At 41.0% G+C, this 25,017-nt stretch carries 14 protein-coding genes; 8 read left to right on the top strand and 6 right to left on the bottom strand.

All coding sequences use genetic code 11. From position 1 onward, the window contains the following. Window positions 1-77: 77 nt before the first annotated feature. Window positions 78-320, top strand: coding sequence for a regulatory protein SipA (gene sipA / locus G1O98_RS10895; protein WP_163928819.1), 243 nt, complete (start codon window positions 78-80; stop codon window positions 318-320). A 57-nt stretch (window positions 321-377) separates the two neighbouring features. Then, on the top strand, window positions 378-935 hold the full coding sequence (locus tag G1O98_RS10890; protein WP_163928818.1) for a peroxiredoxin: 558 nt from the start codon (window positions 378-380) through the stop codon (window positions 933-935). Between the two features lie 331 nt (window positions 936-1,266). Here the strand turns inward: G1O98_RS10890 and G1O98_RS10885 are convergent, their stop codons facing one another. Both G1O98_RS10885 and G1O98_RS10880 read right to left on the bottom strand, forming a co-directional pair. Further along, on the bottom strand, window positions 1,267-5,193 hold the full coding sequence (locus tag G1O98_RS10885; RefSeq protein WP_163928806.1) for a DUF2157 domain-containing protein: 3,927 nt from the start codon (window positions 5,191-5,193) through the stop codon (window positions 1,267-1,269). Window positions 5,194-5,359: 166 nt separating this feature from the next. Beyond that, on the bottom strand, window positions 5,360-6,943 hold the full coding sequence (locus G1O98_RS10880; RefSeq protein ID WP_163928805.1) for a glycosyltransferase family 39 protein: 1,584 nt from the start codon (window positions 6,941-6,943) through the stop codon (window positions 5,360-5,362). 1,282 nt (window positions 6,944-8,225) lie between these two features. Here G1O98_RS10880 and G1O98_RS10875 point away from each other — a divergent pair. Beyond that, the gene (locus G1O98_RS10875) at window positions 8,226-10,337 is read left to right on the top strand and encodes a TIGR00300 family protein (protein ID WP_163928804.1); all 2,112 of its coding nucleotides are present in this window, start codon (window positions 8,226-8,228) and stop codon (window positions 10,335-10,337) included. A gap of 40 nt (window positions 10,338-10,377) precedes the next feature. Next, a complete protein-coding gene (locus G1O98_RS10870) occupies window positions 10,378-10,902 on the top strand; it encodes a DUF2085 domain-containing protein (RefSeq protein ID WP_163928803.1) in 525 nt (174 codons plus the stop codon). A gap of 20 nt (window positions 10,903-10,922) precedes the next feature. On the opposite strand, the gene G1O98_RS10865 is transcribed toward G1O98_RS10870, so the two are convergent. Continuing rightward, a complete protein-coding gene (locus tag G1O98_RS10865; protein WP_114085216.1) occupies window positions 10,923-12,131 on the bottom strand; it encodes a NupC/NupG family nucleoside CNT transporter in 1,209 nt (402 codons plus the stop codon). A gap of 236 nt (window positions 12,132-12,367) precedes the next feature. Between G1O98_RS10865 and G1O98_RS10860 the strand changes: the two genes are divergently transcribed. After that, entirely contained in the window at window positions 12,368-17,884 is a 5,517-nt protein-coding gene (locus tag G1O98_RS10860) for an ATP-binding sensor histidine kinase (protein ID WP_163928802.1), read from the top strand. 2 nt (window positions 17,885-17,886) lie between these two features. Here G1O98_RS10860 and G1O98_RS10855 read toward each other — a convergent pair whose 3' ends face one another. Next, window positions 17,887-18,744, bottom strand: coding sequence for a hypothetical protein (locus G1O98_RS10855; protein ID WP_163928801.1), 858 nt, complete (start codon window positions 18,742-18,744; stop codon window positions 17,887-17,889). Between the two features lie 89 nt (window positions 18,745-18,833). Next, entirely contained in the window at window positions 18,834-20,234 is a 1,401-nt protein-coding gene (locus G1O98_RS10850) for an amidohydrolase (RefSeq protein ID WP_163928800.1), read from the bottom strand. Window positions 20,235-20,315: 81 nt separating this feature from the next. Between G1O98_RS10850 and G1O98_RS10845 the strand changes: the two genes are divergently transcribed. Both G1O98_RS10845 and G1O98_RS10840 read left to right on the top strand, forming a co-directional pair. Beyond that, the gene (locus G1O98_RS10845; RefSeq protein ID WP_163928799.1) at window positions 20,316-21,095 is read left to right on the top strand and encodes a cysteine hydrolase family protein; all 780 of its coding nucleotides are present in this window, start codon (window positions 20,316-20,318) and stop codon (window positions 21,093-21,095) included. Between the two features lie 271 nt (window positions 21,096-21,366). After that, window positions 21,367-21,822 carry a cupin domain-containing protein gene (locus tag G1O98_RS10840; protein ID WP_163928798.1) on the top strand — a complete coding sequence of 152 codons (456 nt, stop codon included), beginning with the start codon at window positions 21,367-21,369 and terminating at the stop codon, window positions 21,820-21,822. A gap of 363 nt (window positions 21,823-22,185) precedes the next feature. Here the strand turns inward: G1O98_RS10840 and G1O98_RS10835 are convergent, their stop codons facing one another. Next, window positions 22,186-23,841, bottom strand: coding sequence for a B12-binding domain-containing radical SAM protein (locus tag G1O98_RS10835; RefSeq protein ID WP_163928797.1), 1,656 nt, complete (start codon window positions 23,839-23,841; stop codon window positions 22,186-22,188). 328 nt (window positions 23,842-24,169) lie between these two features. Between G1O98_RS10835 and modA the strand changes: the two genes are divergently transcribed. Continuing rightward, the gene (modA, locus tag G1O98_RS10830) at window positions 24,170-24,964 is read left to right on the top strand and encodes a molybdate ABC transporter substrate-binding protein (RefSeq protein WP_163928796.1); all 795 of its coding nucleotides are present in this window, start codon (window positions 24,170-24,172) and stop codon (window positions 24,962-24,964) included. Window positions 24,965-25,017: the final 53 nt, after the last annotated feature.

Below are 25,017 nucleotides of genomic sequence, written 5' to 3'. Positions count from 1 at the left end.
TACGACAGAACCCTATTTACTAGACTTTCGAGATAATTATGAGTTATGAGTTAATCAAAACTCCTAGCTTGATTAAGATGTCTCAAGAATTTGCAATTGGTAGTAAAGTCCGTGTTGTGGCACTACCACCCTACGTCAAAACTGCTGAACCAATGCCCATGCTGCGCCCCCCTGATGTTATTCACATTGGCGAAGAAGGTATAGTCCTTGACCGCCGTCCCGGTGGATATTGGGGTATTCGCTTCGCTAGAGGAGCTTTTCTCTTAGATAGTCAATACATCGAAAGCATAGATAAACCTAGCGAATCTGACTCTAAGTGATATTTGGAGTAACTAAGAATTGTAAACTTGTGTAAAGTTGTAATTCTGGTTTGCGCCATGATTTCCCGCCGCACTTTTTTAAACATATTATTTGCCAGCTGTATTTCTTTCATCAGCTGGCTGAACTTTATACCTGCTACTGATGCCCTGGGTGGTAAACTTCCCGCAATTAATCAACCCGCACCAGAGTTTACTTTGCCAACTAACACAGGTGATGGCAAAATTTCCCTCTCTGACTTGCGTGGTAAGTGGCTAGTTCTCTACTTTTATCCTAAAGACTTCACCTCTGGTTGTACTATAGAGGCTCGCCGTTTTCAGCAAGACTTACCCCAATACCTCGCAAAAAATACCCAGATTATTGGCGTAAGTGCTGATGATATTGATTCTCACGCCAAATTTTGTGATTCTGAGGGACTCAAATTCCCGCTTTTAGCTGACACTGATGGTTCAGTGAGTAAAGCTTACGGTTCGTGGCTCGGCTTCTTATCGATGCGCCATAGTTTTATCATTGATCCTCAAGGTGTTTTGCGCGAGACTTTTGTCAAAGTCAACCCAACTGTTCATAGTTCAGAAGTGCTGGCACGATTAGAAAAGTTACAGTCTACAGCTTCTTAGACTTCAATAAACGTGAGTTCGGCGAAGGTAAATAGACCACGCTGTAGGGGCAATTCATGAATTGCCCCTACGACAGATGTGCTTCAAATACATGAAAACTGCTGTAACCCAAGCGTATTGTCTCTTATCCCTCAAATTTAATGGGACAGACCACCAGTAGTATGTCCCATTAATTTTGCTAGGTTTGTAGTAAGCACTTTAGTGCTTGAATATTTGAGGACTAAAGTCCTCACTACAAGCGTATTTACCCCTCAAATTTAATGAGACAGACCACTAGATACTTGTTATCTGATCCTCTAAAACACACAAAAAATTGAATTCAATCCTCTCTCTATTGCCATGTTTGAAATTCATCAATGGCGCTACGAATTAAGGAAGTTATTTGAGTGCGGCGGGTTTCAAAGTTGGCGGCAATATAAATCAGGAGGATGCCAACTAGTAAACCAACAACCCATTTTAAAAAGGAGTACTGCAAACTAAAAATTACCGATTGATAGATTGTAGTAATTAAAAAAGTGGCTGTACCAATGTAGAGAAAAGCCCGCACTCGCAAAGCTAATCCAGCAAAAATGGCGATGAGGCTGAAAATTCCAGGTATCCAGGCTGTGTTTTGATTAAATAAAATTGCCCACCCACAAATTAAACCACTACCTAGCAATCTCAAAATATGGCGAGGTGCTTTGTACTCTGGTAGCCTCAGTTGGGTATCTACTTGAGCAATATAAAGCAGTGATAATCCAATTGGCGTTATATACCATAAAGTATCAGTCAGGCGTAAGGAATCAAACCATCGGTAAACAGCCCAATTAATCAACGCCACACTAACATAAGTAAAACGGATATTTTCACCTATTTTTGCTAGGAAAATGTAAAATCCAGCTGCGAGTAACAAGGTAATGGGGTAAGTTTGCAGTCTGGTTTCCCACAAAATTATCAGTGGTATGATGTAGGCGGCTTGCTGCCAAGGTTTTTTAGACCAACCCCAACTTTCCCAAGGTAGGATGTACAGAAAATAGGCTACCACACAGGCGATCGCACCGTTCCAAGGAACTAACGGCCCAGCCCAAAATTTTCCCACTGCTGTCTCGCGCCAATAAACCCTCATACCGGCTACCTCTAATAAGCCAAGGTAAACCCACATTTCGGCTATGGTGATTCCTCCCAATATGCTGGGGGAAGTGCGCGAATGTCGTCCTTGAAAGATGGCATAACGGATCAAAAATACTCCAGTTGCTAATCCCACCAAACGGTTAATTGCAATGGGAAGAGGAATGGCAGCCATTAATAAGCAGCTACTCCAAGCCCAATGAATATGGGCAATTCTTTTCAATTCTTGGGGAGTTAGGCGTAAGTAGTTTACAAGCCAAGGTGACAAAATACGGTAAGCATACATGATACTGGCACCAAGGGCAGACATGGCAATTAATCCATCACCTAATGCTCCTCCTGAAGCTTGTGACATTTGATAGAACAAAAGTTCATAAGCAGAAATGGATACGCCAATTATTCCTAAGTACAGCAAGGGTTTAAAGTTCTCGCGCCGTCGCCCTACGCCAATAATAATTAAAGCTACACCCAAAGAATACAAACCTGTCCACTCGGTGAAGGTGTTCAAACGAAGCAACACACTGAATGCACCATAAAATAATGGCAAAATGTGAAGGCTGCTAGGAAGTTTTTCTAATTGATATCGTCGCCGCCACCACTCACCGACAAGTTGAGCGATTAAACCTAAAGCGATATTTGCGATCGCTATCCTAACAATTGATCGCTCCCCAAATCCCAACACTTGGGTAATTAACAATTCTAAAGACCACCCAATGCCATAGAATGCCCAATTTGTCGGTTCTCGCCAACTGCGATAAACAATGGCTGTCAAGGTGATTACAGTGGCAGCTAAGTACAAAAATCCCGAAGTGATAAACCCTGAGTAAATCAGCACTGAGTGTAGTGTCAAACTCAACAACTCAAAAGCACACAATGCGATCGCCCATTTATCACTGGCGGCTGCATAATTAAGTGCTAATTCGTTTCCGCGTCGGCTCAAAACTGTCCTGGCTAACCATAGAATTAGGATGGCGATCGCGCCTACGAGAAACCAACCTCCGAGAATGAGGTGAGGTAAACCAGGTACACCCGTCCACAGCAGCGCCACGATGAAACTCAGAGCAAATCCTTCTGTAATTACCGCAGATAGTTGGTTTCGTAAATAGCGCGTATTTACAAACATTAGCCCTGTACCTACTGCCAAACCAATTAATCTGGTTCCTGGTAACTGTAGAGTAAGTACCTGGGCAACTCCCACAGCCAAGACACTCAAGTAACGGGTAGTAGTCCGACGTTCTCTAGTTGTGCAATTGGCAACACCTGTGAGAGCTATAGGCGTAACTAGCCATAAGGCTCCCAAATAAGCTTGGCTATCAGCGACACCATACCAAGATGATTCTGCATTCATCCACAATAGAAAAAAACTAGCGGCGGCTAGTCCTAAACCGATATCCCATGCACTACGTTGCCATACTCCTTCTTCTACGCTAAATCGCCATTCTGCAACCATCAGAGCTAATAAAATACTTGCCCAGACTTGTTGACTCAGGGTTGGTGCTAGCCAATTAATGGTAGAGCAAAATGTCAGCACCCCGATGATGTGAGTTAGATATACCAGGGGAAGGGATGTAGGGGAACGGCGTTGACTGACGAATGCCAGAGTGATGGTAGAAAATAATAGATTTAGCGATCGCAATACAGGATTGACAATCGCGATCGTTGTTAAAAAGGCTCCCAGTAAGAGGGTGAGCAGTTCGCCAAATTTAGCTAATTCTCGCTTTTCGGTGCGATGTAGGCTATCAGTAAGCGCCACCATCAAAATTATGTAGGGAAATAAAGCTACACCCAGCAAAGCCCAAGGTTCATTTTGAGAATTAGTGAGTTGAGTACCAGTTGCGATCGCTAATTTCTGTAAGCTATCAGGTACTAATCGCCAACCTAGCCAAATCGTCTGTAAACCGATGACGAAAACCGCAGCGAAGTCTAGCTTTAAACTGTGCCGCCGCAAACGACTTCCCACAAACCACAAACCTAAACCACTTACAGCTATTGCTTGCCAAGGATAATTTGTTACCGAAACCAGCCAGCCCAAAAAGAGGAGAATTCCACCAAGTTTTTCCCAAAGGAAAAGAGATGAGGGGAATATTACAGTTACTTCCTCTGCTCCCCTGTTGCCCTGCCCCCTGCGCCTTATCCTCTTCTGTACTAACCAAGTTACTAGCCAGCCGCAAATACCAATAGCTAATCCCAACTGAGTGACATTTACCCCAGCAACAAAAATTGCCCGCACTAGCAGCACTATCAAAGCATAAATAATTACGGCGGCAGGTAAACTAATACTTAAGCTGTTGCTATCGCTTCTATCTTCCTCACTGACAATATTAGGCTGTTGGTAATTGTGATAAATAGTAATTATAGTTGTGCCAATCATTGCCACATAGACGGCAATTAAGGGGAATCCTGGCAATTGCCAACCCCAATGCAGATAACTCAGCCCTAGAATATTGGCTAAAGGTAATTTGCCAGTACGTAAATTAGTAAAAATAGCCCGATTTTTGGAGAGTAAAACAGTTATAGCAGTGAGGGTAGTCCAGGCGATCGCAACTGCAACCAAATCCAGAGGATTTTGCCACAATTGAAAGCTATCCATTGCCCAAAAGTTTACTGGAACTAACAAAAGGGTGACAATCAGCAAAGTTTGAGCCGTCAATCTCAGGTTGTTTTGCCTAGTCGCCCAAAAGCTTAATCCCCAAAAACTCAGAGTATAAGCAAATAAAACTCCATACTGTCCCGAAGCAGGAAACCTTTCCCACTGACTCGCAGCCAGTACCCCAGAGGATACCACTACCAGAAATACCCCTAGAAAAAGTAGCCAGCGTACACTCAGTTCTGCCCCCAAGGACTGCAACATTGTACTGACAAAGTTGGGTTCGACTGTTTTTTGTTGTGGTTGTCTACGGCGGCTAGATTGTAAAACTGCTACGGGTAACTCCTGCACGGGATCAGAAGTTAAAAAAACCACCTTTGTTTTAGCTTCAGGCTGGAGTGGCAACACGACCGAACACACCAGAAACTCTTGGCATAGCTGCCTAACTTGGGTATCGGATATTAAACCTAAACGTAGCCATATATCTAGTCCTTCTAGTAACTGAGGATGTGACGATGGCAGTCTAATTTCAAATTTTAGCGGGCGCTCAAGGGGCGATGACATAAGCGGCAGCAGTATCAGTATATACTTTCAGTAGATTTCAATTAAAGTATATTTTGGTTCTAATTGTGCCACTTATTAGGCTAATTGATGTTAACTTTTAACCTAGTAACGATATTCAAATACTAACCGTCTGCTTTTAAAGCCTAGGTGCGATCGTTTCCTTGGTTTAGGTGGATTTTGTTACTTTCCACAGTAAGTTGTTTATCTGCTGTAACTTGGAGTTATAAATTTTCTCAATTCCCGCTTTTAAATAATCAGAGCAATTGAACAAGAATATGTCAGTAAAACCATTAGTAACTTCAGGTAAGCTATTCTTTTTGACAATTTGAAACTGCACCTTGGGATCAACTAAATGACCAAGCATTTGAATCGATGGAATTATGCCACCATCACTAATTAAAAGCGGTTGATTACTTTGACTAATGATGTTAGCTATTTTCGGATATTCTTGGTATTTTTCAGGGAATTGATTCCACCAAATCTTAGCTTGCAAGTTGAGACTACAAGATATCACTCCGCTCGTAATTATCATAAATACAACAAGTAGCCAGAGCTTTCTTTGCCACACTTTAGGAGAAATAGAAGTTAATTTAGTAGTAAGCAAGTAAGCAACAGCTAATTGTATGCCTAAAGTTAAGGGAAGGGTATATCGAGTAGTAGCGTAGCGCTTTTGAAAGACAAAATCCAATATGAATAGGGGAAGCCCTAGCGATCCAATCAAGGTTAAGACAAATAACCAAACTTTTTTAGGTGTGCTTCGACAAAGAATATAAATTGAGTAGAAAATTAGAGCGAAAATAATTATAACAAATGGAAGTAATGCAAACTTAATTCTTCCTGAATCACTAGGACTAATACCCAAATCAAGAAACGCGCGGCTCAAGATACCAGCCCATCTTTCAACTGATCCAAAGAACGTTTGTTTAGCATTTGCCCAAGCTACTGCTTGTGGCTGAGGGTTGGTAATAATAATCCAAAGCCAAGGTACAAAAGTTATAAACCCTGCAAAGAGTGAAATTAGGTAATCAATTGTGATTTTATTCAATCGAAAGCGTTCGATTGTAATTACATAAATTCCCTGTGCAAGAGCAACCAAAGCAAAAAATATATGAGTATAAAACCCTACTACTAATGTTGCTGAATAAATCCACCAACTAACCTTTGTTTTAAGACGCATGGCTCGCAGCATAGCGAAGCTCGACATTAAGATGGCTACTATCCATAAACTGTATGCTCGTGCTTCTTGTGCATACACGACCTCAACAGGTGAAACAGCTACCAAAGCGATGGCCATCCACCCGAATAGTGAAGACCCAAATAATTCTTCACATAGCAAATAAATAAAAGGAAAAGTGAACAGACTAGTGAATGCCGAAAAACTTCTTACCGATGCTACAGAATCACCAAAGTGTTGTACCCAAAACCTAGTCATTAAAATGTATAGCGGCAAAATCTGTGAGTCTTCTACAATAATCCCTTTAATTGTATCAATTGTATTTTTTTCAGAATTGGGATATTGGTATTTACTCAAATCTTTTATAGTAAGCAAACTACCATTGCTTAACTGCTCATTCATTTCTGACTGCATATAACCCGATATGCGTAATGAGGAGAAAACTTCATCACCCCAATAGACTTTTTTATCAATATTGACGAAACGGACAAATACACCTATTACTAATAGGATTATAATTAAAAAACGTAACCAAAATAGAGAAGTAAGCCAGCTTTTTGACAATTGCTTTCTCATGTAGTTCTCGATCTCCTCAAAGCATGAATGAACGGGGATGGAATTTTATTCTTATCGCGATAAAAGGTTCCATCTATGTTGAAACCTAGAGTTTTTTAAAAGATATATTTATGTAGGTTGGGTGGAGTGAAACGCAACCCAACATTACCACCTAATTTATGTTGGGTTACGCTATCGCTGCACCCAATCTAAAAAACTACGCTTCTCAAGGTAGACTAGGTTTAATATTCAGCTATTAAACTAATAACAAAACTGCCAAATATTTTATTTTTCTTTTTTTACTATTTGTTTTGAACATCTTAGATATAAAAGCGACAGTAAATATCTAGATATGCTCTCACAATTTAACACTCAATTAGTGTCAAACAAATTGTTTATGAATATATGAGCCAAAAGTATCCTCTATCCATAGAATGAACTTTAAAAATTTTGCAGATTTTAGCAACAAGATATCATACTAAATGCAATTGGTTATCTGTTGTTTTATAGTATAAATTAAATAATATAGAAATATGGATACGGAGCATCCTAGATTTTTAAATTTACTATTTCGCTGCATTAGGACAGGAATAAGAGAATGGATAAATGTACTGTATACTCCTAGATTGAAACAAGCTACGTGCAGTTTCTCGGAGAGAACTGGATTTCCGCAAAGGGAAGACATTTATAAAGGATTTGTGTCTCAGTTTCGTAAATTTTTAAAAAATTGGGATGCTTCCTATAGATATATAGCAGTCTGCTTTGATTTTTGAAATTTATTTGCATGGTTCGCGTTCGCGGAGCGTGTCGCAGACAAGCCTCTCGTAGAGAAGCGCAGCGCAAGAGGTAATAGGCAAGAAGGCTCTTTAACTCGTACTTTACTTTGCAAAAATTAAATAGGATTCCTACATGATACTTGTAGCGTAGATGTAAAATACTTGTGTGAAAAATAAAAATATTTAATAAAGCTAATATTAAGATATTATAAATACACCTTTGAGTAGGATTGAAACTAAAGAGTTAGGTTAACGTTTGTTTAAAGCCTCCACATATTTGCTCAAAACAGACTCACTCAGCACTAGTAAAACATTTAGGGCCGCCAAAACTATCCTAATTTTGCCACCGACTCTACTTATTACCATCTTCCAGTAATAGAATTAAGGACGAAGCCTTTGTAAAGCTTTCAACTATCACAAAGATAGAAGCTGTAGTAGTAGATTTGCGCTAAATGTCAGGAAATCTAAATCTGCATCCCAAAATAGACCCTTAGTATAGTAGCATATAAAACGCTTGTAAGATTTTTATGACTTCCCGTATTCGCTTTTTGATGTGTCCTCCTGACCACTACGATGTAGACTATGTGATTAACCCCTGGATGGAAGGGAATATTCACAAATCATCGCGCGATCGCGCCGTGGAACAGTGGCAGAGATTACACCAGATCCTTAAACAGCACGCCATTGTAGACTTAGTACCACCCCAAAAAGGTTGGCCTGATTTAGTTTTTACCGCCAACGCTGGCTTGGTACTGGGTGAAAATGTCGTACTCAGTCGCTTTTTACATAAAGAACGTCAGGGAGAGGAACCTTTCTTCAAACAATGGTTTGAAGAAAATGGTTATACAGTCAATGAACTTCCTAAAGATTTGCCCTTTGAAGGTGCAGGAGATGCACTCTTAGATCGAGAAGGACGCTGGTTATGGGCGGGATACGGTTTCCGTTCAGAATTAGATTCTCACCCTTATCTAGCTAAATGGCTGGATATAGAGGTTCTCTCTTTGCGACTCATAGACGAACGTTTCTATCACCTGGATACCTGTTTTTGTCCCTTAGCAAATGGTTATTTGCTCTACTATCCAGGCGCTTTTGATTCTTACTCCAACCGCTTAATTGAAATGCGAGTCGCACCAGAAAAGCGAATTGCAATTGCTGAAGCCGATGCAGTCAACTTCGCTTGTAATACGGTGAATGTGGACAGCATTGTGATCATGAACAAAGCGAGTGAAGCTTTGAAAACCCGCCTTGCAGAAGTGGGTTTCCAAGTGCTGGAAACACCGCTTACCGAATTTCTCAAAGCTGGTGGTGCAGCAAAATGTTTAACCTTGCGCGTAACGGAACCAGTTAGGGATGAAATTCATGCCAATGTCTCGGTAGAAAGCCGAATCATTCGCATGGAAGGACATTTGCTGGATGCTGGCTTAATTAACCGCGCCTTGGATTTGATTATAGATGCCGGGGGAAGTTTCCAAGTTCTGAATTTCAACTTGGGAGAACAACGGCAAAGTACCTCCGCCGCCGAGGTGAAGGTATCAGCACCATCTCATGAGGTGATGGAAGAAATCATCTCTCTATTGATTGATTTGGGTGCAGTAGATTTACCCCATGATGAGCGAGACGCGATCTTGGAACCTGTGATCCAAAATGGTGTAGCGCCCGATGATTTCTACGTCAGTACAATTTATCCTACCGAAGTCCGAATTAATGGGCAGTGGATCAAGGTAGAAAATCAGCGTATGGATGGCGCGATCGCAATTACTCAAACCCCCTCTGGCTTCGTAGCTAGGTGTAAAATACTACGAGATTTAGAAGTTGGCGAACGAGTAATTGTAGATGTACTCGGTATCCGTACTATTCGCAAAACGGAATCGCGCGAACAACGCAGTACCCAAGAATTCAGTTTCATGTCGGCGGGCGTTTCCAGCGAACGGCGCGTGGAATTGGTGGTTGAACAAGTAGCTTGGGAATTACGGAAAATCCGCGATGCTGGTGGTAAGGTAGTTGTCACGGCTGGCCCCGTGGTGATTCACACTGGTGGTGGCGAACACTTGGCCCAACTGGTTCGAGAAGGATATGTACAAGCACTGCTGGGTGGAAATGCGATCGCAGTTCATGACATCGAGCAAAATATCATGGGCACTTCCTTGGGTGTAGACATGAAGCGGGGTGTCGCAGTTCGTGGTGGACACCGCCATCACCTGAAGGTAATTAATAGTATCCGTCGTTATGGCAGCATTTCCAAAGCTGTGGAGGCGGGGGCAATTAAGAGTGGTGTGATGTATGAGTGTGTCCAAAATAATGTACCTTTTGTGCTGGCGGGATCGATTCGGGATGACGGGCCTTTACCTGATACCCAAATGGATTTGATTCAGGCACAGGAGGAATATGCCAAACACCTAGAAGGTGCGGAAATGATTTTGATGCTGTCATCAATGCTGCACTCCATTGGCGTGGGAAATATGACTCCGGCGGGGGTGAAGATGGTGTGTGTGGATATTAATCCAGCTGTGGTGACTAAGTTAAGCGATCGCGGTTCTGTAGAATCAGTGGGTGTGGTGACGGATGTGGGATTGTTCCTGAGTCTGTTGATTCAGCAGTTGGATAAGTTGACAAGTCCTTATGTTAATAAGGTAGGTTAAGAGACGAACCGCGAAGGCGCGAAGGGCGCGAAGAAAGGAAATGACAAGAGTAGCTTTCAGGGAAGAGTTTCAGGTTAATTGGGTAAGTTTGATTGCTGATTTCTTGTTAGTAGGGATGGTTTTTGGCCCGCCACTTGCTCCCTTTTTGGCTGCGTCTGGAGTGTCTTTGCTTCCTGGGATTGCGGACATCATTTATTTCATGGGTAATCATGTGTGTCCGCAACCAACTATGGGGTTAGATTTGGCACCACCATATATTATGGCTGTGTGTATGCGCTGTTACGGCACTGTCACCGGTTTGCTGATTACTCGCCTGCTATATGGGCTAACTGGTGGTAAAGGATTTTACTGGTTAAGTCAGTATGGATGGAGTGGTGTGGCGATCGCCAGTGTGCTGATGATGGCTTATCCTTTAGAATTGGCAGCACAAATTTTCGGTTTGTGGAGTTTTAATAATTATCTGGTTACACCTTTTGGGTTGATTACGGGTTTAGCGTGGGGATTGTTTACTATGCCCATTTTTCACGGGTGCCGGGGTGCTAAAACTAGTTTGGATCGATTTTAGTCTTACTCTTAATTTCTTCTTCAAATCAGCATCCCAGCAATACAAGCGGTGATAAAACCCGCCAACGATCCGCCAATCATCGATCTTACTCCCATACGAGCTAAATCATGTTGGCGATTAGGTGCTATCCCAGTAATACCGCCAATGGTAATGCCAATTGAACCTATATTTGCAAAGTTACATAAGGCGTAAGTCGCAATAATTACTGCACGTTGGGAAATTTTACCACTTTCAATTAATGCCTTCAAATCCAAAAAAGCAATAAACTCATTGAGAATTGTCTTTGTACCCAACAAAGCCCCCACTTGCTGACAATCAGCCCAAGGTACGCCCATCAGCCACGCTACGGGAGCCATAAAAATAGACAAAATCAACTGTAATGACAGTTGCGGTAAACCCACAAATGCCCCCAACCAGCCCAGTAGTGCATTTAAAGCAGCCAATAATCCTAAAAAGGCAATAATTATTACCCCAACATTAACCGCTAGTTTCACACCATCAATTGCTCCGGCTGTAGCAGCATCAATTGCATTTACATAATTGGTTTTTACATCTGCCTTTACTTCACCAAGCGTCTCTGATACTTCTGTTTCTGGATACAGCAATTTTGATACTACCAATGATGTGGGAGCAGTCATAAAAAAAGCAGCAATTAGGTGTTCTGCTGGTATCCCAAAAGAAAGATATGCCCCTAGTACTCCACCTGCAATTGTGGCAAAACCACCCGTCATCACGGCATGAAGTTCTGATTGCGTCATCTTCGCTATATAAGGTTTAACCATCAGTGCTGACTCTGTTGGCCCTAAAAAGATGTTACCCGCACAAGATAAAGATTCAGAACCCGATGTTTTCAACGTCTTCATCATTACCCACGCCATTACATTTACCACTCGCTGTAAAATGCCGTAGTAATATAAGACACTGATAAAGGCAGAGAAAAAGATAATTGTCGGCAACACTTGGAAGGCAAAGAAATGATCCTTAAAATTTTCTCCAAACACAAATTTGGCACCAACATCAGAAAATGCTAAAAATTTGCTGACAAAATCTCCTAGAAATTTAAACACAGTCAAACCCCAAGGAGTTTTAAGAATCACGATTGCCAATGCAAATTCTAATCCCAAACCCCACGCCACTATGCGCCAACGCACCGCTTGACGATTAACCGAAAAAGCGTAGGATATACCGATAAAAACTAAGATTCCCAACGCAGAGATGGCGCGTTCCATGTTTACTCCCAAAAAGGTATCGCTAAGGCACTTGGACACAAAGCATACACAAAAATCTGCCTTATTTTGTGGCTTTGTAGTCAATTACTAGAGTTTTGATGCTGTAAACAAGAAATTAGCGATCGCAAATTCATATCTTGTTACAAAATCGCCTTCCCAAACCTTAAGCACATTTGTATTAATGGGAACAATCAATATAAACAGGAAAAAATTAACCTTGCAAGGAAAAGCAAATTATGGTGGCACTAACCGGTTATCAAATACATGAGCTAATTTATTCTGGCTCTAAAACCCTAGTGCATCGCGGCATTAGAGAATCAGACAAAATGCCAGTAGTGATTAAACTGTTGCGGCGTGAGTATCCCACATTTTACGAACTCGTGCGGTTCCGAAATCAGTACACCATTGCTAAAAACTTAGATATTGATGGGATTATCAAAACCTATAGCTTGGAGAACTATCAAAACAGCTATGCCTTAGTCATGGAAGACTTGGGTGGTATTTCTCTCCAAGAAGAGATGGTGAGGTGGGGAGATAGGGGAATGGGGGGAACTGCTGATGGGTTGCAGGCATTTTTTCATATTGCTTTGCAAATTGTCTCCATTCTTGATGGACTGTATCACAACCGAGTGATTCACAAAGACATCAAACCCGCCAATATTTTGATTAACCCCATCACAAAAGACATAAGACTCATCGATTTTAGTATCGCCTCTTTACTTTCCAGAGAAACCCAAACCCTGACTAATCCAAATATTCTGGAAGGGACGTTGACATACCTTTCTCCCGAACAAACCGGACGAATGAACCGGGGAATTGACTATCGCAGTGACTTTTATTCCTTGGGCATCACTTTTTTTGAACTGCTCACCGGACAGTTACCTTTTAGCACAGATGAACCGATGGAGTTGGTGTATTGCCACTTGGCAAAGGTTCCTCCACAGGTGCATAGTCTGAATCCTGAGATTCCCCTAATTTTGTCTGAAATTATCGGCAAACTGATGGCGAAAAATGCCGAAGATCGCTATCAGACTGCATTGGGGTTGAAATATGACTTAGAAATTTGCTGGCATCAGTGGCGAGAAACTGGCAGTATTGATGCCTTTGAGTTAGGCGTGCGAGATATTTGCGATCGCTTCATCATCCCAGAAAAACTCTATGGTCGGCAAGCAGAAGTAGAAAACTTACTCGCAGCATTTGACAGAGTAGCTAACCCCCCTGAATCCCCCCTTAACAAGGGGGGATTCAGGGGGGTAGAAATGATTTTAGTCGCAGGTTTCTCTGGTATTGGTAAAACTGCTGTTGTTAGCGAAATCCATAAACCCATTGTGCGATCGCACGGTTATTTTATCAAAGGGAAATACGATCAATTACAACGCAATATTCCCTTGAGAGGTTTTGTACAAGCATTTCGGGATTTAATGGGGCAATTGCTTAGTGAAACGGATACCCAACTTGAACAATGGAAAATCAAAATTCTGACAGCTTTGGGTGAGAATGCTCAAGTAATTATCGAAGTTATTCCAGAACTAGAAAAAATTATTAGTAAACAACCGCCAGTACCTGAACTTTCAGGGATTGCTGGACAGAATCGTTTCAATTTATTATTTCAGAAATTTATCCAAGTTTTCACAACCAAAGAGCATCCTTTAGTAATCTTCCTGGATGATTTGCAATGGGCAGATTCAGCATCTTTGAAATTAATGCAATTGCTGATGAGTGAAACTGGAACTCACTATATGTTATTGCTTGGCGCTTATCGGGATAATGAAGTCAATCCAGCACATTTGTTGATGTTGACCTTAGAAGAAATTCATAAATCTGGAGTAAATATTAATACTATTACTTTAGCTCTTCTCAAGCACACAGATTTAAATTATCTAATTGCTGATGCTCTTAAATGTGAGTTAGAGATTGCCCTACCTCTCACCGATTTAATATATCAAAAGACTCAAGGCAACCCCTTATTTACTAATCAATTTCTCAAATTACTGTATGAACAAGAGTTAATTAACTATAACTTTGACATGGGTCATTGGCAATGTGACATTGCTCAGGTTAGAGCATTAGCATTTACTGATGATTTGGTAGAGTTTATGGTGCTTCAGTTGCAGAAGTTACCAGAAGCAACTCAAAAAGTTTTGCAGCTTGCAGCTTGTATTGATAATCAGTTTGACTTAACAACACTAGCAATTGTCCATGAAAAATCCTTAGTGGAGACAGCAGCAGACTTATGGAAAGCTTTGCAAGAAGGTTTAGTCATACCCACAACTGAAGTTTATAAGTTTTATCAACAGGAGTCAGGAGAATCTGTGATTGCTTCTGATTCCTTGATGCTAAATTCTGGCTCCTGTTCCTACAAGTTTTTGCACGATCGTGTTCAACAAGCTGCTTATTCTCTAATTCCTGAAGATCAAAAACAGACAGTACACCTCAAAATTGGGCGATTAATGTTGAGGAATATTGCGATTGAAGAGCGCGAAGAACATATCTTTAAATTAGTTAATCAGTTAAATTTAGGAGTTGAACTAATTACTCAGCCAGAGGAACAAGAAGAACTAGCAAAGTTAAACCTAACTGCAAGTCATAAAGCGAGGATTTCGATTGCTTATGAAGCTGCTATAGAGTACACAAATTTTGGCATTCGGTTACTCACAGAAAATTGTTGGCAACATCAATATGAGTTGGCTTTGGCACTGTACTCAACATCTGCCGAAGTAGCCCATCTGAACGGTGATTTTGAACAGATGGAACAAGGAGTGCAACAAATATTGCAACATGGCAAAACACTGATTGATCAAGTCAAAGCCTACGAAGTTAGAATCTTATCTCATGTAGCACAAAATAGGATGTTGGAAGCTATAAAAACGGGACTCCAAGTTCTTAAGCTATTAGGCATAGAACTGCCTGAACAGCCAACACCAGCAGATATTCCCCGTGGACTACAGGAGACACAATTAGCTTTAGAGGGAAAACCCATTGAAGACTTACTAGAGCTAAAATTAATGACTGAACCAGATAAACTAGCAGCCATGAATATCCTGACAAATATAGCTGCTCCTGCTTATCTAGTTATCCCAGTACTCTATCCCCTAATATTATTTAAACAGGTTAGTTTATCCCTCAAGTATGGAAATACTGCTAATTCTCTCTATGGATATTCGTGCTACGGGCTGATTCTGTGTGCTGTTGTTGGAGATGTTGAATCTGGTTATAAATTCGGTCAGCTAACTCTCAAATTGTTAGAAAAATTGAATGCTAAAGAATTCCTAGCTAAGACATATACGAGTATTTATGGCTCTTTGAATTCTTGGAAAAAGCATATTAAAGAAATATTTAAACCTTTGCAGTTAGCCTATTCTAGCGGACTAGAAATAGGAGATTTAGAATTTGCAGGTTACTGTGCATGGATTTATTCTTTTAATTCATATTTAGCTGGAAAAGAATTATCTTCTATAGCAGACGAAATAGCAAAATATAGCCAGGGACTAGCACAAATCCGTCAAGAACCATCCCTACATAAAAATGAACTCTTTCGGCAGGTTGTGCTTAACTTACTTTCAAAAAATCAAAATCCTTGCTGTTTAATTGGTGATGCTTACAATGAAGAAATCATGTTGCCGCTTCATCAGCAAGGTAATGATAAAACCATAATTTGTTTTTTGTACTTTAATAAATTAGTTATCTGTTATTTATTTTCTGAGTACACTCATGCTATTGAAAATGCTGAATTAGCACAGAACTATTTAGAAAGTGTTCTTGGAAGTATTACTGTTCCTCTATTTCATTTCTATGATTCTCTGAGCCAATTAGCTGTTTATCCTGATGCTTCTGAAGAGAGGCAAGCATTTATCCTCAAACGGGTTACAGCCAATCAGGAAAAAATGCATAATTGGGCGCATCATGCGCCGATGAATCATTTACATAAGTTTCACTTAGTAGAGGCTGAACGCTATCGCATTCTCGGTGAATATATTCAAGCAATGGAAATGTACGATCGCGCCATTCATGGAGCTAAAGAAAACGAATATATCCAAGAAGAAGCTCTTGCTCACGAACTCGCTGCCAAATTTTATTTGACATGGGGTAAAGAGCAAATTGCCCAAACTTATCTAACAAACGCTTACTACTGCTATGTTCGTTGGGGTGCTAAAGCCAAAGTCTATGACTTAGAAAAACGTTATCCTCAATTACTCGCCCCCATTCTCCAATGGGAAAAAATTCGGCTCAATCCCACGGAAACAGCATCTAGCCTCCATAGCATGTCTCTATCTACTTTTGCTGCTGGTATGACAATTTCATCCAGTAGCACCAGTATTTCAGAGGCTTTAGATTTCGCAAGTGTTCTCAAAGCCTCGCAAGCACTGTCTGGCGAAATTCATTTAGATAAGTTGCTTTCTACATTAATGCAAGTGGTAATGGAGAATACCGGAGCTAAAAAATGTGCTCTAATTTTACTCAAGGATAATATTTGGGCGATCGAAGCGATGTCTACGATGGTCACTGAGCCAAGTCGAAGTGCGGGCTACGCCTACGCAACATTTCAGAAAGTGCCAATTATTCTGCAATCTATCCCTATTGAATTCAGCCAAGATATTCCCCTAACTCTCATCAACTATGTTAAACGCACCTTAGAAACATTGGTAATTGATGATGCAACTGGAGAAAACTCCTTTGCCTCTGACTGCTACATTATCCAACAACAACCTAAGAGTTTACTATGTACTCCAATTCTCCATCAAGGAAACTTAATGGGCATCCTTTATTTAGAGAATAATCTAATTGCAGGAGTATTTACACGCGATAGGCTCCAAGTAATCAACCTACTGTGTTCTCAAGCTGCCATATCTTTAGAAAATGCTTCTCTCTATCAGCGATCGCAAGAGAATGCCCAACAGTTAGAACACTCTATTACAGATTTACAGCAGATGCAACTACAACTAGTACAAAATGAGAAAATGTCAGCATTGGGTAACTTAGTTGCAGGTGTAGCTCACGAAATCAACAACCCTGTAGGCTTCATTGCAGGTAATATTCAACCTGCGGTTAATTTTGTTGGAGATTTGTTTCACCTCATCGACCTCTATCAGGAAAAATTTCCGAATCCGGGTGCAGAAATTGAAGAAGAAATTGCAGCCATTGACCTAGAATATCTCCGAGAAGATTTGCCAAAACTTATTTCTTCGATGAAATTAGGGATTGACCGCATTCGGAGTATTAGCAACAGTTTGCGAACCTTTTCAAGGGCAGATACAGAACACAAAGTTGCTTTTAATATTCATGAAGGTATCGACAGCGCGATTTTAATTCTCAAGCATCGCTTAAAAGCATCGGAATTACATCCAGATATTCAAGTAGTGAAAAGATACGGAGATATATTTTTAGTCAAATGTTTTCCTGGGCAACTCAATCAGGTATTTATGAATTTATTGGCAAATGCCATTGATGCTTTAGAGGAGTTTAATATTGGACGTAATTTTCACGATATTAATAATAAAATTGAGATTAAAACTTGTTTTAGCGAAGACAAACATCATGTTTTAATTTACATTCAAGATAATGGTATGGGAATGTCTGATGAAGTCAAACAAAAGATTTTTGACCATTTATTTACAACTAAATCTGTAGGTAAAGGTACAGGATTAGGATTAGCGATCGCACGTCAAATTATTGTAGAAAAACATGGCGGTACTCTGGAAGTAAATTCTGTACAGGGAGAGGGTACAGAATTTGTGATTCAAATTCCGATTTGAAATTACTCCTCGTGGCGTGGGTAGCCAAAGCTGAGATGGCTACCAATGAGTGTGTAGAAATCATCTGGCGCATGTGCTGCGCCCCCTGCACAACTCGGAACTTTGCACTTATCGCTAACAGTTTGAGCGATTTTGTCAAGCTTGATAACGTGTGGTGTCATGTCCCATCCTTCGCCACCATAGCTGCTTGTGATTTTTTCAATATTATGCAAAACGACCACTTCCAGCCGCCAGCCATTGATTTTGCACTCGCCCAAGCGATAAATTTTAGACAATGCTGGATCTGATAAAGCTAGACGTAGCTCTCTTTCTATTTGCACAAAGTCAGGCTTTTCCGGCCTCATCTGCAAGTAAGCAAGCAGTTCTGCGGCTGATTTGCCAGTTCTAAAAAACACCGATGAGTAACCGTCTCCGCCAGAAACGACTCTCCAATCAACTAAGGTGAGTTCTGGTGACTGCGCCAGCGCCATAATTAGTGAGGTGTCAGCTTGATTATGCGTGCCAGTTATCCCACCATAACCACACTCAATGCCAAATTTGCGATCGCAAACACCAATAATTTGCCAGACATAATGTGCAACAGTAACTATAGGTTCATCTCTTTGTATACCCGACATAACTTCAGCATAGTTGCTCTGGTCAACATACAAATCGTAAGAACCTGGAGTATTGGCATCTCCACATGGCGCATTGATTAATTTGCCAACAAAATTGCAGTGTTCAAAGCCAAGCAGTGGATGCTGGCGCACCAAAGCAGCAAGGCGTTTAGCATCAGACGGAGCAAAAGTAGCGTTGAAATAGTAATGAGGCCCTTGGCCGCACTCATTAATTTCCCAGAACCAATCTTGAAATATACCCATACTAAAGCATCATTTTTTATCAAAACAAGTACAAAAACTAATTACTAAAAGTACGAATTTTTTGCCGCATTTCTGTATTTATTTGTCTTTCACAACCCCATAACTGTGCGATAATGTGCTTCAATTTGCGCGACGGTTTCAGACTTACGCTTTGTCTCCCATTGACTGCGATTAAATAATTCTTTTCGCAATTCATCAACGTTAATTGTGGTAACTTTACCATCAGCAACAATTTGCTTGCCATTAACCCAAGCACTATTAACAACATTGGTAGGACGGCCTAAAACCAATAAACCAATGGGGTCTGTACGCGGAAGCAATGATAAATTGGTGAGATCATAAAGTACTAAATCTGCTTGTTTTCCCACAGTAAGGGAACCGAGTTTGTCTGCCAAATTCAGTCCCTTCGCACCTCCTAAAGATGCCATTTCTACTGCTTGTCGGGGCGTAATCCAGTATTGATAATCTGAGTCTGTAATATTATGTAAAATAGAACCCATTTTGATTGCTTCTAGCAAATCTTGGGAGTCATTACTAGAAGCACCATCACAACCAAAAGTTACATTTACTCCAGATTGACGATATTTTAAAATTGGGGCAATGCCACTGCCTAAACGCAAATTACTTAAGGGATTATGAACAACTGTAGATTCAGTTTCGGCGAGGATGGCGATATCCGCATCATTTAACCAAACGCAATGAGCAAGTGAAGTGCGATCGCTCAAAAACCCGATTCTTTTCAAATGTTCCACGGCAGTACAAGCGTACTTTTCTTGGGCGAGTTTTTCCTGTGCCCTAGTTTCAAGTAAATGGGAGTGACGACAAAGATTATAGCGATCGCTTAACTCGATACATCCTGTAAATAAAGCATCACTACACAATTGTATCCCCGTTGGTGCGACCAAAATATTTACACCCTCATCTGGACGATGAAACTGTCTCACCGCCTCTTCGATGATTTCCAATGTTGCCGCAGTTGAGCGATGATAAGGTTCATGAGTTCTTGCTGATTCTCCAGATGGAATCCCTGCGCTAAGGGATTCATCTTGAATTAAGGGGGCGATAAAGGCACGAATTCCAACTTCTCTGTAAGCGCGAGTTGCAATAGCGATCGTTTCTAACTCAAGTCCGGGAATTAACACTAGGTGATCTACTACACTTGTGCCGCCAGAAAGTAAGGTTTCTACCGCAGTACCCAAGGCGCTGAGATAAACCTGTTCAGTGTCGATGGGGGCAAAATCATACAGTTCCGCCAACCATAATTCTAAAGGCAAAACTGACATGATCCCACGTTGCCACATCTCTGATGAGTGGGTGTGGGCGTTGAAAAAACCAGGTAGCAGCAGTTTATTTTTGCCATCTATGACAGTGCCTATTACTGGTAGATTCGGGGCAAGTGCAGCTATTGCACCGTCTACAATCTGTACATCTACCGTTGCATAATCATCACTGGCGGCAATTAAAACATTCTGAATAGTGAAATTTACCATATTTAACCTTGATTAAGTAATTGTATTTTCAACTGAATTTCAAGTTACAAGATAGAAAATGGTGTAGGGTATTGCAATTTTATGAATTTGCCTTTTCGGACATTGGGAGTCTCACCAAATGCGTGGACAGTGAATGATGCGATCGCAGATATCACTCGTCCTCAAAAACCCCCACAACCCGTTATTTTATCAACAGAAACTAAAACCCTGCGTTTAGACTTGGCAAAAGCCGCTATTCTCGTCATTGATATGCAAAACGACTTCTGTCACCCTGATGGCTGGTTAGCGCATATTGGCGTGGATGTAACTCCAGCACGTCAGCCGATTAAACCTTTGAATAACTTACTTCCAGAACTTCGTGAAGCAGGTGTTCCAGTCATTTGGATAAATTGGGGGAATCGTCCCGACTTGCTCAATATTAGTGCTGGTTCGCGTCATGTCTATAACCCCACAGGGGCAGGCGTGGGATTAGGCGATCCACTACCAAGCAATGGTGCAAGAGTACTAATGGCGGGTAGTTGGGCCGCGGCAGTAGTAGACGAACTAGAACAGGTTCCTGAAGATATTCGTGTGGACAAATATCGCATGAGTGGGTTTTGGGATACCCCATTAGATAGTATCTTGCGGAATCTGGGAAGCACAACATTATTTTTTGCTGGTGTTAATGCCGATCAGTGTGTGCTAACAACCTTATGTGATGCCAATTTCTTAGGATATGACTGCGTGTTAGTTAAAGATTGTAGCGCTACTACTTCGCCTGAATATTGTTGGCTAGCAACGTTGTACAATGTTAAACAATGCTTCGGTTTTGTCACTGACTCCCACGAGATTTTAACAGCGCTGCAAAAGAATGAGGAGTGATTAGATTTTAGATTTTTCCTTCAATCCAAAATTCAAAATTGGTTGAATGAGGAGTATTTAGTGTTTAGCAATTAGTGATTTTGTCATTTATACAACTTAAAACTTACGCATAACCCACAAAGTAGAGGCAATTAATTCATGAATTGCCCCTACCTGAAAATCTTTTTTACTGGCATTGTTTGCGTCATTTCTGACAACTCACAACTTAATATTCAAGACTAAGATTTTAGGAATTTTCATACCCATTGATAACTTGAGAGGGGATAAATAAATGTACGCTACTCGTTGTGTAATTCCGGTTATCAAGTCTCCCAAAGATTACCAAGTATATCGCATTAGTCCCAATGACTCTAATCGATTAGCAATTATCTTCGATTCGACAAATGCTAATACTTCCTTAACTTGCTGTATAGAAATTTTTGATGTCGGTGGACAAACACCGCCAAATCGCCATCAGTGGGCGGTGGAAATGTTTTTTGTCCTCAAAGGCGAAGCGATCGCTATGTGTGACGGCAAGAGTGCCACGATCAAAGCTGGAGATAGTTTATTAGTGCCTCCCACTGGGACTCATTTGATTAAAAATACTGGTTCTACTCGCTTGTATACGTTGACTGTGATGGTTCCCAATGAAGACTTTTCCGAATTGATTCGCAGTGGCATTCCGACGGAGTTAGATGCAGAAGATATGGCTGTACTGGGGAGATTGAATACTTTGATGCCCTGTTAAAATAATTCGTAATTGACTGAGATAGAAACAGGACTTACGCAAAATAATGAAAAAACGAACCGCATTCGCGCAGCGTCTCGTTAGAGAAGGCGCATAGACGCGAAGCGGCTTCCCGCAGGGTAGGACACAAAGGAATGAGAGTTTCAGAGAGTTATTGCGTAAGTCCTAAGAAAGTGGAGAGTTATCTTATTCCCAGCCTATGACTCAATACGGTTCAGTTAAGGCTAAAGCTCTTTGTCAAAGTCAATTTCTTTAACGAACCGCCAAGGACGCAAAGGACGCAAAGAAAAGAAAGAAATGCTTAACTGAACTGTATTGGCCTATGACTGGGAATAACTAATGTGATGTTCCTTGTTTTGAGAGCTAGCTACGAACTTTTGTGAGGATTTTTTGGGAATAAAAAGAAGCTGATTCTTCGTTTTTGGAACAATCTTGTGCGAACTTAATCAAATGATGTCCCACAAGTCCAACGTGAATCAAGTTTTCAATACTACCTGCCTTCAGCGCTGGCTTGGCCATTTTCCAGAAAGTCTGACGATAGTTACTAAATAAGCCTATCCGTAGCAAAATATTAGTTAAATAAGTTAAACCTTTACGGATATTAGCCCCAGAAGTGCGAGCAGGACTGTTAGGTACTTCAATGCGATTTGGATAAGTGTGTTCCATATTGTAAGCAAACCGCTCATATAAAAATTCCGGCTCATAAGCAGTTGTGATGCAGCGCCGCCACATCTCGACAACTTGCTTGTAGGGCATCAAAAACTCAACATTTGATTCCCGGTTTTCATCAAATACGAGTCGTCCTTCTGCTTCTAACCTCCGCCATAACGGAGTTCTAGGCAAAGCATGAAGTAGATTAATTGTCAACATGGGAATTTGAGATGCCCGAATAAATTCGATAATTCGGTCTGCTGTTTCTGGTGTATCTGTATCTAACCCGATAATGATTCCTGAAACTACTTCCATGCCATAGCTATTTAAAACCTGAATTGCCTTTAAGATTGGCATACTCAGATTTTGATCTTTAGAAATAGCATGGAGAGCATCTGGTTCAGGTGTTTCGATACCGCAAAAGATCGTGCAGAAATAGGCTTCGCGCATCATCTCCAGCAGTTTTGGGCTTTGAGCTAGGTTGAGGGTTGCTTCACAGGCAAACTGGATGGGGTAGCCATTGCGTTTTTGCCAGTCAATCAGATGAGGAAGTAACTTCATGGCAGCGCGGCGATCGCCAACAAAGTTATCATCGACAAAATACACTGCCCCCATATTGCCAGATTGTCGCATTGCATCTAGCTCGGCAACCACTTGCTCTGGTGTTTTCATCCGGGGACTGTTGCCATAGAGTTCTGGAATATCACAAAACTCGCAGCGATAAGGGCAACCACTAGAAAACTGCACATTTGCTAAGAAATAATCATCGATATCCAGCAAATGATAAGCTGGAGTTGGGAACTCTGTTAAAGGTAAACGTTCTTTCGTTTCAAAGCGGATTTGCCTTTGAGGACGTTCTAAGTTTTGGTCTAGATACTCGATCATGCGATCGCTAGCATCTCCCAACTCACCCAAATGTAAAATGTCAAATTCAGGATAATATTCTGGACACCCAGATACCGAAGGGCCACCCACGACTGTGATTTTCCCGGCTCGATGGGCAAGTTCATTAATTTGATTAATCTGTGGTTTTTGGATATGCATTCCACTCACAATTACCACATCAGCCCATTGGTAATCAGCCCTGGTTGCTGATTTGACATTCTCATCAATAAACCGCACTTCCCATTTTTGAGGTAAGTAGGCAGCCACAATTAAAATACCTTGGGGTGGCATAAAAGCCCGGACATTACCCATCAGTGGGTAGGCGTAATGAAAAGTACCAAAAGAGCGGCTATACTTAGGAAAGATGCAAAGAATGCGTCGATGGTTCGATGGAACGTAGCTGGTTCTCTTAGTGTTAGAAGCGGTTTTGGAATCGGCCGCTATATAAGTTGGATTCTCTAAAGACTTAAGATTTACGGTCATCGCAAATTTCACCCCAGAAGACTGAGCAGTTAATTTGACAATTTATTGACACAATTCAGTTGTAATTCCAACTAGCTTACCGCGATCTTTCAGAAGTTTTTAACCGTAAAATATAAAATTTCTCCTAGAAGGGCATGTTCGCCCTTTCTCAGAATGCAGTTTTGCAATTACGGATGCGTTTGAGTCACCAGATTCTGGCTTATGAGTTAATTCATCTAGAATGCTTAGGAAAAAAGCAATTACCGATATAGTTGGTTATATGTTGGTATTTTGGTATTATTTTACCTAGCATCAATTTTATGGAAGAAACTTCTCAAACGCCTTTTCTATGAAAAGAAGACAAATTTTTGGCTTATTGGGTATAGCAGTTGCTGGTTTGCTCCTGGCAATTGGTTTACCGTTAGTTAATCCTTTTCCGGTAATAGCAGAGTCAAACAGCACTATCCTCGTCTCCGCAGCCGCCAGCTTAAAAGAGGCACTAGAGGAAATTAAGCCTTTGTACCAACAAAGTAAATCAGATGTCAATATTACTTATAATTTTGGGGCTTCTGGTGCCTTGCAACAACAGATTGAGCAAGGTGCCCCAGCAGATATCTTTATTTCTGCTGGCAAAAAGCAAGTGGATGCCCTAGAACAAAAAGGACTTTTGGTAACAGGTAGCCGTGCTAACTTGGCAAATAACCGTCTAGTCTTGATTGTGGCTCAGGATGTTGTTGGCATCACTAGCTTCTACAATTTAACAGATAGTAAGATTAAAAAAATTGCGATCGGTGAACCCAGAAGTGTACCCGCCGGTCAATATGGGGAGCAAGTCTTAAAGAAATTGAAACTTTATAATCAGGTAAAGCCCAAATTAGTCTTTGCTAACAACGTGCGTCAAGTTTTAGCAGCAGTAGAAAGTGGTAACGCTGAAGCGGGTTTAGTTTATACTACTGATGCCAAGATTTCCAACAAGGTAAAAGTCGTAGTTGCTGCTGACGATAAGTTTCACTCACCAATTGTCTATCCAATGGCAGTAATTAAAAGCAGTAAAAATATTCCAGCAGCCAAAGAGTTTATTCAATTTTTATCTGGCAGTGAAGCCAAGACAGTACTCAAAAAATATGGGTTTCTTGTAAGTTAGCAAGAAGCTTAAGAGTTCATTTGAATAAGTGTTTTGCTGTGACTTGAGGCACT

The sequence above is a fragment of the Nostoc sp. UIC 10630 genome, assembly GCF_010747425.1.
Lineage (GTDB): Bacteria > Cyanobacteriota > Cyanobacteriia > Cyanobacteriales > Nostocaceae > Nostoc.
This window is presented reverse-complemented; position numbering and strand designations above follow the sequence as displayed.